This window comes from uncultured Aquitalea sp., assembly GCF_945957525.1.
In the GTDB taxonomy this organism is placed as follows: domain Bacteria; phylum Pseudomonadota; class Gammaproteobacteria; order Burkholderiales; family Chromobacteriaceae; genus Aquitalea.
Genome location: NZ_CAMFLA010000027.1, coordinates 1 through 15,089, shown reverse-complemented (window position 1 = coordinate 15,089; position 15,089 = coordinate 1). Strand labels below are relative to the sequence as shown.

Sequence of the window (15,089 nt, the reverse complement as noted above, 5' to 3'; positions counted from 1 at the left end):
CGCAGGCTTCCGTTTTGCTTTGCCGCCAAGGCGGGCGATCAACCCACCCAGCGACGGGCGGAGGCGAACATGCGGAACCAGCCGCCGTTCTCGCCCCACTCTGCCGGATGCCAGCTGTTCTGCACGGTGCGGAACACGCGCTCAGGGTGCGGCATCATGATGGTGAAGCGACCATCAGCCGTAGTAACGCCCGTCACGCCTGCCGGCGAACCGTTGGGGTTCAGCGGGTAGGTTTCGGTGGCGCGACCGTCAAAGTCCACGTAGCGCAGCGCCATGCTCACCTTGTCCTGACTACCCGGCGCAAACACCGCGCGGCCTTCGCCATGGCTTACCACCACCGGCAGCATGCTGCCTACCATGTCCGAGAGGAAGATGGATGGCGAACGGGTGACTTCCACCATAGCGAAGCGGGCTTCAAACTGCTCGGAAGCGTTGCGCTGGAACTTCGGCCAGAACTCGGCGCCCGGGATGATGGACGACAGGTTGGACATCATCTGGCAGCCATTGCACACGCCCAGCGCGAAGGTATCGGCACGGCCGAAGAAAGCCTCGAACTGGTCGCGGGCGCGCGGATTGAACAGCACGCTCTTCGCCCAACCTTCGCCTGCGCCCAGCACGTCGCCGTAGCTGAAGCCGCCGCAAGCGGCCAGGCCCTTGAAATCAGCCAGCGACACGCGGCCGCTGATGATGTCGCTCATGTGCACATCCACGCTATCGAAACCGGCGCGATCAAACGCGGCGGCCATTTCGATCTGGCCGTTGACGCCCTGCTCGCGCAGGATGGCCATGCGCGGACGGGCGCCGGTGGCGATGAACGGCGCCGCCGGGTTTTCGTTGACGTCAAAGCTCAGGTTGGCGAACAGACCGCGCGACTTGGCGTTGGACAGCAGCAGATGCTCGCTGTCGGCGCCGGCCGGATTGTCGCGCAGGCGTTGCAACTGATAGCTGGTCTCGGACCAGGCCTTGTGCAACTCCACGCGGCTTTCGCTGAACAGCTCTTCGCCGCGATGGTTGATCACCAAGCGATCCTTGCTGTTGAGCTTGCCCAGTACAAACAGCTCGCGACCGATGCCTGCGCCCATGAAGCGCGAGATCACCTCGGAGGTATGCGCCTTTTTCACCTGCAGCACGGCGCCCAGCTCTTCATTGAACAAAACGCGCATGATGCGGCCGTGCGTGGCGGCAGCCGGGGTGGGCTGCACGAAGTCGTCGATGATGCGCTGGGTGTTCTTGCGCTCGATCACCAGCTCTTGCAGGTCCACGGTCAGGCCCACATGGCCGGCGAACATCATCTCGCTCAGGGTGGCGAACAGGCCGCCGTCCGAGCGGTCGTGGTAGGCCAGCAGCATGTCGTCGCGCAGCAGGCTCTGCACCACATGGAAGAACGACGCCAATTGCGACGGGCTTTCCACATCCGGCGCACGGCCTTCCATGGCTTTCCATACCTGACCATAGATAGAACCGCCCAGACGGCACCGGCCATAGCCCAGGTCCACCAGAATGATATCGGTGTCTTTCTCGTCCTTCAGTGCCGGGGTGACGGTCTTGCGCACATCCTCAACCGGGGCGAAGGCGGTAACGATCAGCGATACCGGCGCGGTAACAGCCTTCTTCTCGCCTTGATCTTCCCAGACGGTTTTCATGGACAGAGAGTCCTTGCCCACCGGAATGCTGACGCCCAGCTGCTGGCTCAGCTCGGACACGGCGGCCACGGTCTGGTACAGCTTGGCTTCCTCGCCGGGGTGACCGGCAGCGGCCATCCAGTTGGCGGACAGCTTCACATTGCCCAGATTGCCGACGAAGCTGGCGGCAATATTGGTCAGCGATTCGCCAATCGCCATGCGGCCGGATGCGGCGGCGTTGAACAGCGCCGCCGGCGTGCGCTCGCCCATGGCCATGGCTTCGCCGCGATAGCTGTTGAAGCCCATGGTGGTCACGGCCACGTCGGCTACTGGTACCTGCCAGCGGCCCACCATCTGGTCGCGCGCGGTCATGCCGCCCACGGTACGGTCGCCGATGGTGATCAGGAAGCTCTTGTCCGCCACGGTGGGGTGGCGCAGAACGCGGAAGGCGGTTTCTTTCAGATCGAAGCGGGATGCGTCGAACACCTTGAATTCGCTGTCGCGGGTTTTCACGTCGCGCGTCATGCGCGGCGGCTTGCCCAGCAGAACATTCAGCGGCATGTCCACCGGGCTGTTGCCGAACACATCGTCGCGCACCTGCAGATGGCCGTCGTCGGTGGCCACGCCCAGCACGGCGAAGGGGCAACGCTCACGCTCGGCCAAAGCGGTGAAGCGATCCAGATCCTGCGGCAGGATGGCCAGCACATAGCGCTCTTGCGACTCGTTGGACCAGATCTGCATCGGCGTCATGCCCTTTTCTTCCAGATGCACTTTGCGCAGCTCGAAGATGGCGCCGCGGCCGGCGTCGTTCACCAGCTCGGGGAAGGCGTTGGACAGACCTCCGGCGCCCACGTCATGAATGGACACGATGGGGTTGGCATCGCCGTACTGCCAGCAACGGTCGATCACTTCCTGACAGCGGCGCTGGATTTCCGGATTGCCGCGCTGCACGGAATCGAAGTCCAGATTTTCGCTATTGGCGCCGGTGTCCATCGAGGATGCCGCGCCGCCGCCCAGACCGATCAGCAGGCTCGGGCCTCCCAGCTGGATCAGCAACGCGCCTTCCGGGATTTCATTCTTGTGGATCTGCTGTTGCTGGATATTGCCCAGACCGCCGGCAATCATGATCGGCTTGTGGTAGCCGCGCATTTCGCCTTCAAACAGCTCTTCAAAGGTGCGGAAGTAACCGGTCAGGTTCGGGCGACCGAATTCATTGTTGAAGGCCGCGCCGCCAATCGGGCCGTCCAGCATGATTTGCAGGGCCGACGCGATGCGGCCCGGACGGCCGTATTCCGCTTGCGCGTCGCTGAATTTTTCCCAAGGCTGGGTAAAGCCCGGGATGTTCAGGTTGGACACGGTAAAGCCGGTGAGGCCGGCTTTCGGGCGGGAACCACGACCGGTAGCGCCTTCGTCGCGGATTTCGCCGCCGGAGCCGGTGGCCGCGCCCGGGAACGGCGAAATGGCCGTCGGGTGATTATGCGTTTCCACCTTCATCAGGATGTCGGTGGGTTCGGTGCTGTAGGCGTAAGCGTGGGTTTCCGGCGCCGGATAGAAGCGGTCGATGAAGGCGCCTTCAATCACGGAAGCGTTGTCCTTGTAGGCCACCAGCGTGCCTTCGGGATGCGCGTCGTGCGTGTCGCGAATCATGCGGAACAGGGATTTGCCCTGCTCTACGCCGTCAATGATGAATTGCGCGTTGAAAATCTTGTGGCGGCAGTGCTCGGAATTGGCCTGCGCGAACATCATCAGTTCCACGTCGCTGGGATTGCGGCCCAGCTTGATGAAGTTTTCCACCAGATAATCGATTTCATCTTCGGACAAGGCCAGACCCAGCGTCTGGTTGGCCGAAGCCAGAGCCGCGCGGCCGCCGGCGAGGATGTCCACGCTGGTCATCGGCTGCGGATCGATGTGCACGAAGAGGCGGTCGGCGTCGTCCAGCGAGGACAATACCGTTTCCGTCATCCTGTCGTGCAAGAGGCCCGTCAGAATCTGACGAGCCTCTTCACTTAAAGATATTCCGCTGGTTTTTACCCAGAAGGCGGTGCCGCGTTCGATGCGTTGCACCTGCTCCAGGCCGCAGTGCCTGGCGATGTCGGTGGCCTTGGAAGCCCAGGGCGACAACGTACCCAGGCGCGGCGTCACCATAAAGAGTTCGCCTTCCGGCGTTTCGGCGTACGGCGCTTCGCCGTAGCTCAGCAGCTTGCCCAGCGTGCCCTGCTGCTCGGTGGAAAGCGGGGTTTCACTCTCGGCAAAATGCCAGAATTCCGCCTTCAGGCTCAGGTCCGGCAGGCCGGCTTCGGCCGCCGCGGCAAGAAGTTTTTCAAGACGAAACTGGGACAGGGCAGCACCGCCCCGCAGCTTGAGAATGTGCGACATGCAACACCCGCGACAAGTATCAGGAAAGCGCGTCATAATACAGCAAAACGGCCTGCAATTTAAGGCCATTCACGGTAGATTTCGGGACAAATACCTATACTGCCGCGCCATTCGGAATATTCATCTTGCGTCAAGGAGCAGAACAGCATGAAAAAAGTGGAAGCCGTGATCAAGCCTTTCAAGCTGGACGAGGTGCGCGAAGCCCTGTCTGACATCGGCATCAACGGCCTCACCGTGACCGAGGTGAAAGGCTTTGGCCGCCAAAAAGGCCACACCGAGCTCTATCGGGGCGCTGAGTACGTGGTGGATTTCCTGCCCAAGGTCAAAGTGGAAGTGGTGATTCCGGACGATCTGGTCGAGCGCGCCATTGAAGCCGTGGTAGCTTCCGCCCGCACCGGCAAGATTGGCGACGGCAAGATTTTCGTCACGCCCGTGGAACAGGTTGTGCGCATCCGCACTGGCGAAATCAACGAAGAAGCCATCTGAGCCGGCACCTGACCACCCAAGAAAAAAGGCCGCTTCCGCGGCCTTTTTTCTTGCCTGCCCGGCCGGAATGGCCGAGCAAGGGAGCTTACTTCCAGAGTTTCCACCAGGGCATTTCTTTCACTTGCCACGGTGTTTGCAGATACTGGCTGTTAGGATAATTCAGTACCAGCACGCGCTTGGCGTCGTCGCTCAGCTTGGGCATGTCCAGTTTCTGGTAAGCCACCACCATCACCGCCAGCGCTTCTTCCGGGTACTTGGTGTTGGAATAGTCCTTCACCACGCCCTGCGCGCGGTTGGCCGCGGCCAACCAGGCGCCGCGCTTCATGTAGTAGCGGGCGATGTGCATTTCGCTGCCGCCCAGCGCATCCACCAGACGGTTCATCTTGGCCAGCGCATCCGGGCTATATTTACTGGCGGGGAAACGGGTGGTCAGCTCGCGAAAAGCGAGGAAGGATTCGCGCGCGGCCTTCGGGTCGCGCTCGCTCATGTCCTGGCCGGCCCACTTGGACAGCAGGCCCTGGTCGTCGTTGTAATAGACCAAGCCCTTCAGGTAGTACATGTAGTCGACGTTGGGATGCGCCGGGTGCAGCTTGATGAAGCGATCGGCCGCCGCAATAGCTAGCTCGGGCTCGTTATCCTTGTAGTGGGTGTAAGCCAGATCCATTTCGGCCTGCTGCGCAAAGCGACCGTAGGGGTAACGGGCTTGCAGCGTTTCGTACAGCTTGACAGCGCGGGTATAATTACCGCTATTCAACTCATCCCGGGCTTCCGAGTAGAGCTTTTCCACGGTCCATCCGCGCGTTTCGTCGTAGGTTTCCGTGGTTGCGCAACCCGCAAGCCCCATCACCAACATTGCTGCCACAACGTATCTTTTCATGACCGATCCTTACTTTGACTCGGAGGATTATAGCGATATCTCCGAAAACGAGGTACCCGCTCGACAACAGATCGACGTCCCCCTCTCGCTTTGCGGCGAGCGACTGGACGCCGCGTTGGCGAAACTCCTCCCCGATTACTCCCGCAGCCGCCTGACCCAATGGATCAAGGACGGCGCGGTACTGGTAGACGGCAAGACTGTCGCACCCAAAACCAAGCTGCTGGGCGGCGAAAAGCTGGAAGTTACCATTGTTCAGTCCAATGAAGAAATGGCTTTTCATCCGGAGCCGATGGACATCCCCATCGTTTTCGAGGACGAACACATCCTGGTGATCAACAAACCGGCGGGCTTGGTCGTGCACCCGGCGTCCGGCAACTGGTCCGGCACCCTGCTCAACGGCCTGCTGCATCTTTGCCCGCAACTGGCCCAGGTGCCCCGCGCCGGCATCGTGCACCGGCTGGACAAGGACACAAGCGGACTGATGGTGGTGGCCAAAACCGTGCCAGCGCAAACCGAGCTGGTGCGCCAGCTGCAGGCCCGCACTGTCAAGCGCATCTACCGCGCCATTGCCGACGGCGTCGTACCCTTCGACGGCGTCATCAATACACTGATTGGCCGCGACCCGCACAACCGCCTCAAAATGGCGGTGCTGAAATTTGGCGGCAAGACGGCCATCACCCACGTGCGCGTGCTGGAACGCTTCGACAGCCACTCCCTCATCGAATGCAAGCTGGAAACCGGTCGCACCCATCAGATTCGCGTACACATGAAAGAAGCCCGCCATCCGCTGGCCGGCGACGCACTGTACGGCAATCCGCGCCACAAGATGGACGAACCGGTCGCCGACGCGGTGAAAGCGCTGGGCCGCCAGGCCTTGCACGCCTACAAGCTGGCGCTGGTTCACCCCGCCACCGGTGAGGAACGCAGCTGGCAAGCGCCACTGCCGGACGATTTCCGCCGCCTGCTGGAAACCCTGCGCGGCGAAGAAGGCGAATTCATGGAAGCCGCCCCGACGCACAATGAAGAAGACGATGACGAAGACTGGGACGACGAAGACGATGGCGACATCGAGGTGATCTATGTCCGAGAGTAATGCCCAGCCGGCATGGCTGAGCGCCGACTGGCCCGCACCGGCTCGCGTACGCACCCTGATCACCACCCGTCAGGGCGGTGCCAGCCAGGGCCCGTATGCCGGCTTCAATCTTGGCACCCACGTGGGGGACGACCCAGCCCACGTAGCGGCCAATCGCGAGCAGCTGCGCCAGTTGCTGCCCGCCGAGCCGGCCTGGCTCAATCAGGTGCACGGCACGCATGTGGTTGATGCCGCCGACATCGGCGAAATCCTGGTCGACGCCGACGCCAGCGTAGCGCGCGCGCCGGGAGCGGTGTGCGTGGTAATGACAGCCGACTGCCTGCCGGTGTTGCTGACCAACCGCGAAGGCACAACGGTTGGCGCGGCCCATGCAGGTTGGCGCGGCCTGTGCGATGGCGTTATCGAAGCCACCGTGGAAAGCATGGGCGCCGAGCCGGCCACCCTGATGGCCTGGCTGGGCCCCGCCATCGGCCCGGACGCTTTCGAAGTGGGCGGCGAAGTACGCGACGCCTTCATGGCGGCAGACCCGGCGGCAGACGCCGCCTTCAGCCCCATCGCTGACGGCAAATACCTGGCCGACATCTACCTGCTGGCGCGCCAGCGCCTGCAGGCCCTGGGCGTGACCGAAGTGTACGGCGGAGATTTCTGCACCGTTATCGACCGTCCCCGCTTCTACTCCTACCGCCGCGACCGCGTCACCGGCCGCATGGCAAGCCTGATCTGGTTGCAAGACTGAGCCAGCACCGGGCCGTCTTACCCACCCTGCTCGCCAGGGCGACAAGTCGGCCCGATCAATGCGCCTTACCCCCTAGTCCGCCCGCCCCAGCCCAGCCAACGCCGCCCCGCGCCTGTCATGAATCCTGCGTGCAAGCCGCAAACCGACCCACAACATGTTTCATGACGCGTCACAAACAATTCATGCCGACGGCGTGGCATGTGTGCAACTACGTATTTCCACCACATCTTGTGCTGCGCAACACACCCGCCCCCACAAGCTTGATAATCAAGCTATTAGCATTTTCGCCACGCTCCCCCAACAAAATGCCAAAAAAATCTTACACCCCGCCAAGCCTTGCCTGACGCGGATTTCGAGGTTTTAAAACACTGTCAAGACTTGTCGGAGCGTGCTCGCACCCCTAGAATTTGGGTCCATTGAGCAGTACAAACAGTACATATTGTGTTTACCCACAGCAAACACACAGCTTTTCAACAGAATTGTCCACAGCCCCTGCCGCCTCGCTGGAAAACGACGGCCCAGCGGCGGGACCAACCACCCAAAGAGGGCACGAATGCAATTGACCACCTTTGAAGGGCAAACCGCCGCAGAACTGGGCCGGGCCGCCGCTCCGCAGGCTGATTTCAGCCTGTACAAGACCATCCGCCGCAACGGTGCCGTGGTAGCTTTCGAGCCGGTGAAGATCTCCATCGCCATGACCAAGGCTTTTCTGGCCGTGATGGGGCATCAAGGCGCCACGTCCGCCAGCATCCGCGACAAGGTGGCCCAGCTGACCGAACAGGTGGTCAACGCCCTGATGCGTCGCAAGCCGGAAGGCGGCGCCATTCACATTGAAGACATCCAGGACCAAGTGGAACTGTCGCTGATGCGCTTCGGCGAACACGACGTGGCCCGCGCCTACGTGCTGTACCGCGAACAGCGCTCGCAAGAGCGCGCCGCCCGCGGCGAAGCCCTCACCCAGATCCAGATCAACATCATCCGCAAGGATGGCCGCAAGCAGCCGCTGGACATCGCCCGTCTGCGCGCCCGCATCGAATCCGCCAGCCAGGGCCTGGCCAATATCGACATCGACGCCATCCTCTCCGAAACGCTGAAGAACATTTACGACGGCGTGCCGGAAGACGAAGTGAACAAGTCCGCCATTCTGGCCGCTCGCTCTATGATCGAGCAGGACCCCACCTACGACTATGTCACTGCCCGCCTGCTGATGGACAGCATCCGCCTGGAAATCATCGGCGAATCCCTCAGCCAGGAAGAAATGGCCGAGCGCTACGCCGACTACTTCCCGGAATTCATCAAAAAAGGCATCAAGGCCGAACTGCTGGATGAAACCCTCGCCCAGTTCGACCTGAAAAAGCTGGGCGCGGCGCTGGACCCGAAGCGCGACCTGAAATTCGGCTACCTCGGCCTGCAAACCCTGTTCGACCGCTACTTCCTGCACATCGACGGCACCCGCATCGAAATGCCGCAGGCTTTCTACATGCGCGTCGCCATGGGCCTGGCCCTGAACGAAGTGGACCGCGAAGCCCGCGCCATCGAGTTCTACAACATCCTGTCCAGCTTCGACTTCATGTCGTCCACCCCCACGCTGTTCAACTCCGGTACCCGTCGCAGCCAGCTGTCCAGCTGCTACCTGACCACCATCGCCGATGACCTGGACGGCATCTACGAAGGCCTGAAGGAAAACGCCCTGCTGTCCAAGTTTGCCGGCGGCCTGGGCAACGACTGGACTCCGGTGCGCGCCATGGGCTCCCACATCAAGGGCACCAACGGCAAGAGCCAGGGCATTGTCCCCTTCCTCAAGGTAGTGAACGACACCGCCGTGGCGGTCAACCAGGGCGGCAAGCGCAAGGGCGCGGTCTGCGCCTACCTGGAAACCTGGCACGCCGACGTGGAAGAATTCCTCGAGCTGCGCAAGAACACCGGCGACGACCGCCGCCGCACCCACGACATGAACACCGCCAACTGGATTCCGGACCTATTCATGAAGCGCGTGATGGAAGGCGCGGACTGGAGCCTGTTCTCCCCGTCCGAAGCACCGGACCTGCACGACCTGTTCGGCAGCGCCTTCGAGAAGCGCTACAAGGAATACGAAGCCATGGGCGAGCGCGGCGAGCTGCGCGTGTACAAGCGCATCCCGGCCCTGTCGCTGTGGCGCAAGATGCTGACCATGCTGTTTGAAACCGGCCATCCCTGGATCACCTTCAAGGACCCGTGCAACATCCGCAGCCCGCAGCAACACATGGGCGTGGTGCACAGCTCCAACCTCTGCACCGAGATCACCCTCAACACCAACGAGAACGAGATCGCCGTGTGCAACCTCGGCTCCGTCAACCTGGCCGCCCACCTCAAGGAAGACGGCAGCCTGAACGCCGAGAAGCTGCAGCGCACCATCCGCATCGCCCTGCGCATGCTGGACAACGTGATCGACATCAACTTCTACCCGGTGAAGAAGGCGCGCAACTCCAACCTCAAGCACCGTCCGGTGGGCATGGGCATCATGGGCTTCCAGGATTGCCTGCACATCAAGCGCATCCCGTACGCCTCCGACGCCGCCGTGGAATTTGCCGACGAATCCATGGAAATGGTGGCCTTCTACGCCTACTCCGCCTCTTGCGATCTGGCCGAAGAACGCGGCCGCTACCCGTCCTACAAGGGCAGCCTGTGGGATCGCGGCATCCTGCCGCACGACAGCAACAACCTGCTGGCGGCCGAGCGCGGCGGCTATCTGGAAGTGGACCGCACCGAACGCATGAACTGGAACGCCCTGCGCGAGCGCATCAAGCTGCACGGCATGCGCAACTCCAACACGCTGGCGATTGCGCCCACCGCCACCATCGCCAACATCATTGGCGTGTCGGCGTCCATCGAACCCACCTTCCAGAACCTATTCGTCAAATCCAACCTGTCCGGCGAATTCACCGTCACCAACGAATACCTGGTGCGCGACCTGAAAAAAGCCGGCCTGTGGGACGAAGTGATGGTGGCCGATCTCAAGTACTTCGACGGCAGCCTGGGCCGCATCGACCGCATCCCGGCCGATCTGAAAGCCATCTACGCCACCGCCTTCGAAATCGACCCGAAATGGCTGGTTGAAGCCGCCGCCCGTCGCCAGAAATGGATCGACCAGGCGCAGTCGCTCAACCTGTACATGGCCGGCGCTTCCGGCAAGAAGCTGGACGACCTGTACAAGCTGGCGTGGATTCGCGGCATCAAGACCACCTACTACCTGCGCACCCTCGCCGCCTCCAGCGCCGAGAAGTCCACCGGCAAGGGTGGCGAACTGAACGCCGTGTCCAGCAACATCCCGTCCGCCGGCTACAACGCCGCCGCCGAACAGGCCGCGGCACCGGAAGTGGACGACACCCCGGCCACCGACGTGAAGTTCTGCAGCATTGACAACCCGGACTGCGAAGCTTGCCAGTAAGGCAAGCGAGCAGGAAGGGTTGATGCGAAGCAACAACCCGGACCACCCCGGGGCATGGCGACCGGGGTGCAGCCCGCCGGGCTTGCGAAGCTTGCAAGCAAGGCCAATAAGCAGGAAGGGTTGATGCGAAGCAACAACCCGGACCACCCCGGAGCATGGCGACGGGGTGCAGCCCACCAGGGCGAGCAAGCAGGACCAGTTGATGCACGGCAAGGTTGGCCGAAGCCTTCGGCCAACCCCCAGTCTCAAACCGGTTGACCCCAGCCGGTTTCTGAATGGGTGAAGTGTGACCAAGCGCAGCGGCCAGCCGGCTCAAGATACGGCAACCGCTTACTGAACAAGCCCCCGGGCTTCTACAGGCGAGCACACGCATGACACTGCAAGAATTTTTTCACCGCTATATCCAGGCCTACTCGGCGCTGGACGCGGATAGCATCAGCCAGCTGTTCACCATGCCGCTGATCGCCATTCACCACGGCGAAACCACCGTGTACGGCGAACAGGATGGCGAAGCGCTGCGGCAGGCCACGCACGGCATCATGGCCTACTACCGCGCGCAAGGCGCCACAGGCGCCGACGGATTGATTACCGAAGCCCAGCGCTTTGGCGATGACGTGGCCAACGTGAAACTGCACTGGACCGTACACCGGCTTGATGCCGAGCCCTGGCGGTTTCACACCGGCTACCACCTCAAGCGCAGCCAGGGCGAATGGCGGGTGTATGGCGTCGTGCAGTACGACGACCACCCCAACTGACACAAACAGGGCGCGCCTTCGGCCAACACCGCAGGCCGCGCCGCCAACCGCAACACACGGCCCACGGGCCAGCAGCATCCACGCAAGGAGAAGGCAGGCATGAGCACCACCCTCTTTTGTACCGCTGCCCGCGCCGGGGCCAACCCGGAAGCCGACCGCTTCCGCAAGCTGGGCCGCATCAACGTGGCGCTGAGCGATGCCGCGCGCAACCCGCCGCCGCCGCGCACCGCCATCCGCATCATCCGCCAGTGTGATTTCAACCTGGCCATGCAACAGGAAAACATCCACGCCGACACCGCCGGCTGTGGCAACAAGACACCCATCACCATCCAGCGCAGCGTCCCCGCGGGCGTTGCCGGCAAATAACAGAATCAACGGAGATACCCCATGCTGAGCTTTGACGACGCACCGGCCACCGCCGCTACCAATTCCATGGATGCCCACGGCACCGGCCGCGTCAATGTTGTGGACAAGAAAGTCATCAACGGCACCACCGACGTCAACCAGCTGGTGCCCTTCAAGCACAAGTGGGCCTGGGAAAAATACCTCGCCCAGTGCGCCAACCACTGGATGCCGCAAGAAGTGAACATGCAGCGCGACATCGAACAGTGGAAAACCGGCCAGCTGACCGAAGACGAAATGCGCATCGTCAAGCGCAACCTCGGCTTCTTCGTCACCGCCGACAGCCTGGCCGCCAACAACATCGTGCTGGGCACCTACCGTCAGATCACCAGCCCGGAATGCCGCCAGTACCTGCTGCGTCAGGCTTTCGACGAGGCCATCCACACCCACGCTTACCAGTACATCGTGGAAAGCCTGGGCCTGGACGAAGGCGAAGTGTTCAACGCCTATCACGAGGTGACTTCCATCCGTGACAAGGACGAGTTCCTCATCCCCTTCATCGATGTGCTGTGCGACCCGGCCTTCAAGACCGGCACGCCGGAAAACGATCAAAAGCTGCTGAAGTCGCTGATCGTGTTTGCCTGCATCATGGAAGGCCTGTTCTTCTATGTGGGCTTTGTGCAGATTCTGGCCCTGGGCCGTCAGAACAAGATGACCGGAGCCGCCGAGCAGTACCAGTACATCCTGCGCGACGAGTCCAGCCACTGCAATTTCGGCATCGACCTGATCAACACCATCAAGCTGGAAAACCCGCATCTGTGGACGGACAGCTTCAAGGCGGAAATCACCGAGCTGTTCAAGCAGGCGGTGGATCTGGAATACGCTTACGCGGAAGACACCATGCCGCGCGGCGTACTGGGCCTGAACGCGGCCATGTTCAAGGAATATCTGCGCTTTATCGCCAACCGCCGCATGCAGCAGATTGGTCTGGACCAGTTGTTCCCGGGCGTGAACAACCCCTTCCCGTGGATGAGCGAGATGATCGACTTGAAGAAGGAGAAGAACTTCTTTGAGACGCGGGTTACCGAGTATCAGACTGGCGGAGCGCTGAGCTGGGATTGATTTGACATAGCGCATTGACTCTCACTAATGACAAAGGCACACTTCGGTGTGCCTTTTTTTTTGGATTTATCAGCAATGCCGCATTCATCATCATCTGCCATGTCGATCATTCAAGATTTTGGTAACAACATTGCATGGCTTTCCAACATTGTCACACTCTCTGGAGTAGGATTAATAGCTGTAATCCTTTTGCTTTGGGAGAAAATAACAAATACTGGAAAAACCTTAGTAAAAAGCCAAAAAAACATCGAAAGTCTCATCAACAAAGAAAAGGGAAAGTGGAAACTAGCAATACTGGATGATGAGCAAGAATACTACCCTCACGCATACCTATCAAACAAAAATAGCATATCGCAAATTACATCGCTGCCGATAAATCAATATAAAGATCTTTTGAGCTATGAAATAGCCCTAATCGACTTTACTGGAGTTTCACCCGATGACAAAAGAACTGGTGGAGGACGCATCATTGAAAAATTAGGGGCGCATTCTGACAGGCCGGTACTTGTTGCAATATCGAACAATAAATTTGACCTAAGCAATAACAAATACATGCGAAGTGCAGATGCCGAATGGGATAAAAATTTTGAAAACAATGCCGAATGGGATGATAAGTTCGCCTCTCTAATTAGTGAGCACCTGAACATAAATAGTTTAGTTAACGAATTTAAAATTTTTACCAACAAACAGTCCGTAATTCATCGCATAAAAATACGCAATGCCACTTATGACTACATTCAAGGCAAACTTGACTTGGCTGCAGTGGAAGAAATTATAAAAAACAAAAGCACATCCCAAGAAGCTCAAAGAATAGCTAACACAATTCACAGAATAAAATTTTTCAAAAAATGAAATATATAATATCAAATATAACCAATTCAAAATGGCCAATCTGCATAGATGATAAGCTAGGCGAGATGACTATCCCCATGCAGAAGCCATGCACCGAAGAATGCTTAAAGACAAGCATTGAAAGTCAGGATGAAGGCGTTATATTTTGCAAGCACAAACTCTCCTATCACAAAAGAATAATTTCAGGAAGAAGCATTATTATTTGCTCAGTCGATGTCGACTTAACTTCTGGAAAAAATAGCTTCTTTGGGACAAAAAAATTATACAAGAAGCTCAGAGGAACAACAGATGATATCGATAGAATATTTGAGCGAATTGAAAATATAATTCAAGAAATCTACAAAGAATCCGATTTAATTCAAAAAAACACATACGACTCCCTGCACGACATTGACAAATGGTCAGGGCAACTAGCCAGACTCGCGAACACTCTTATTGACAACAACAAAGGGCACTCTTTTGAAGATAAATATAACACATCTTCAGCGTTGGAAAAATCAATATATGAAACAGCCACTTTACTAAAAGACACACTAGACTTAGTCTCGATTTTACACAACAGTTCTGCCACCAAGAAAAAAAAGGGGTCAATAACAATACACAGCTTACTTGTAAAAATTGCAACAATTTTAAACAATTCCCAGGCAAAAGAGCAAAAAAAGAAAATTGCCATCAAGGGCAACTGCTTTGCAAAGATAACCCTATTTAGCTCATTCAAAATAATTTTGCTATCACTGCTTGACAATGCTATTAAATACTCAATTAGCAATCAAGAGATATCAGCAGTAATTTCAGAAGATGCTGAAAATGTGTATATACGCATTGAAACAATAAGCCCTCACATAGAAGAATATGAAAGGGAGCGAATTTTTGAAAAAGGATATCGCGGAAATAACATTGGCGTCGATGCCGAAGGCAGTGGATTCGGTCTGTATATTGCCAAGCTTTGCGCTGAGGCAAATCAAACAGAAATAACAGTTAACAGCGCTCCGAAAAATGCTCTACTAAACCAAAAAAAATTTGCACACGTAGAATTTATTGTGAAAATACCAAAGAAGGGTATTTGACTTCTTCCGGTTAGACTTGATAACGCGTCAAATAAATACAGGGGCGGCGACCCGCACCCGCCCGCCTGCCAGGCAGAAACGGCGAAGCTGTCGCACAGGCCCGCCCGCGCAGCAGGCCACCAGAGTCAAAACGGCTTGTCCCCCCTTCGGCCAACCTTGTACTAATACCTTGGCTGACGGCTACGCCTTTACCCCGTCATGTTTGCGGGTCTCGCCCCGCTGGCGAGGTACTTTCTTTTGCTTCGCCAAAAAGAAAGTACCCAAAGAAAAGGCGACCCTGCGTCGCGCGAAACCCCGGGCAAAATCCGTCGCCACAGGCGCGGCTGAACTCGCG

11 protein-coding genes are annotated in these 15,089 nt (G+C 58.6%); 9 read left to right on the top strand and 2 right to left on the bottom strand.

What is annotated here, in order from left to right:
- Positions 1-38: 38 nt before the first annotated feature.
- On the bottom strand, positions 39-3,998 hold the full coding sequence (purL, locus tag Q0P52_RS18235) for a phosphoribosylformylglycinamidine synthase (RefSeq protein ID WP_293765972.1): 3,960 nt from the start codon (positions 3,996-3,998) through the stop codon (positions 39-41).
- A gap of 147 nt (positions 3,999-4,145) precedes the next feature.
- Between purL and Q0P52_RS18230 the strand changes: the two genes are divergently transcribed.
- Positions 4,146-4,484, top strand: a complete 339-nt coding sequence (locus tag Q0P52_RS18230) for a P-II family nitrogen regulator (protein WP_293765973.1) — start codon at positions 4,146-4,148, stop codon at positions 4,482-4,484.
- Between the two features lie 85 nt (positions 4,485-4,569).
- Here the strand turns inward: Q0P52_RS18230 and Q0P52_RS18225 are convergent, their stop codons facing one another.
- A complete protein-coding gene (locus tag Q0P52_RS18225; RefSeq protein WP_293765974.1) occupies positions 4,570-5,361 on the bottom strand; it encodes an outer membrane protein assembly factor BamD in 792 nt (263 codons plus the stop codon).
- Between Q0P52_RS18225 and rluD the strand changes: the two genes are divergently transcribed.
- From rluD to Q0P52_RS18185, 8 genes are all read left to right on the top strand, one after another.
- Positions 5,360-6,454 (top strand): 23S rRNA pseudouridine(1911/1915/1917) synthase RluD, encoded by a 1,095-nt coding sequence (gene rluD, locus Q0P52_RS18220; protein WP_293765975.1) that lies wholly within the window; start codon positions 5,360-5,362, stop codon positions 6,452-6,454. The two genes, Q0P52_RS18225 and rluD, sit on opposite strands and share 2 nt — an antisense overlap.
- Positions 6,441-7,190, top strand: coding sequence for a peptidoglycan editing factor PgeF (gene pgeF / locus Q0P52_RS18215; RefSeq protein ID WP_293765976.1), 750 nt, complete (start codon positions 6,441-6,443; stop codon positions 7,188-7,190). The genes rluD and pgeF overlap by 14 nt, the downstream gene beginning before the upstream one ends.
- Before the next feature lie 553 nt (positions 7,191-7,743).
- Positions 7,744-10,617 carry a ribonucleoside-diphosphate reductase subunit alpha gene (locus tag Q0P52_RS18210; RefSeq protein ID WP_293765977.1) on the top strand — a complete coding sequence of 958 codons (2,874 nt, stop codon included), beginning with the start codon at positions 7,744-7,746 and terminating at the stop codon, positions 10,615-10,617.
- A 371-nt stretch (positions 10,618-10,988) separates the two neighbouring features.
- On the top strand, positions 10,989-11,372 hold the full coding sequence (locus tag Q0P52_RS18205) for a DUF4440 domain-containing protein (protein WP_293765978.1): 384 nt from the start codon (positions 10,989-10,991) through the stop codon (positions 11,370-11,372).
- Between the two features lie 99 nt (positions 11,373-11,471).
- On the top strand, positions 11,472-11,738 hold the full coding sequence (locus Q0P52_RS18200) for a hypothetical protein (protein WP_293765979.1): 267 nt from the start codon (positions 11,472-11,474) through the stop codon (positions 11,736-11,738).
- Positions 11,739-11,759: 21 nt separating this feature from the next.
- Positions 11,760-12,836, top strand: coding sequence for a ribonucleotide-diphosphate reductase subunit beta (locus Q0P52_RS18195; RefSeq protein ID WP_293765980.1), 1,077 nt, complete (start codon positions 11,760-11,762; stop codon positions 12,834-12,836).
- A 27-nt stretch (positions 12,837-12,863) separates the two neighbouring features.
- Positions 12,864-13,688, top strand: a complete 825-nt coding sequence (locus Q0P52_RS18190; protein ID WP_293765981.1) for a hypothetical protein — start codon at positions 12,864-12,866, stop codon at positions 13,686-13,688.
- A gap of 65 nt (positions 13,689-13,753) precedes the next feature.
- Positions 13,754-14,755 (top strand): sensor histidine kinase, encoded by a 1,002-nt coding sequence (locus tag Q0P52_RS18185; RefSeq protein ID WP_293813791.1) that lies wholly within the window; start codon positions 13,754-13,756, stop codon positions 14,753-14,755.
- Positions 14,756-15,089 lie beyond the last annotated feature (334 nt).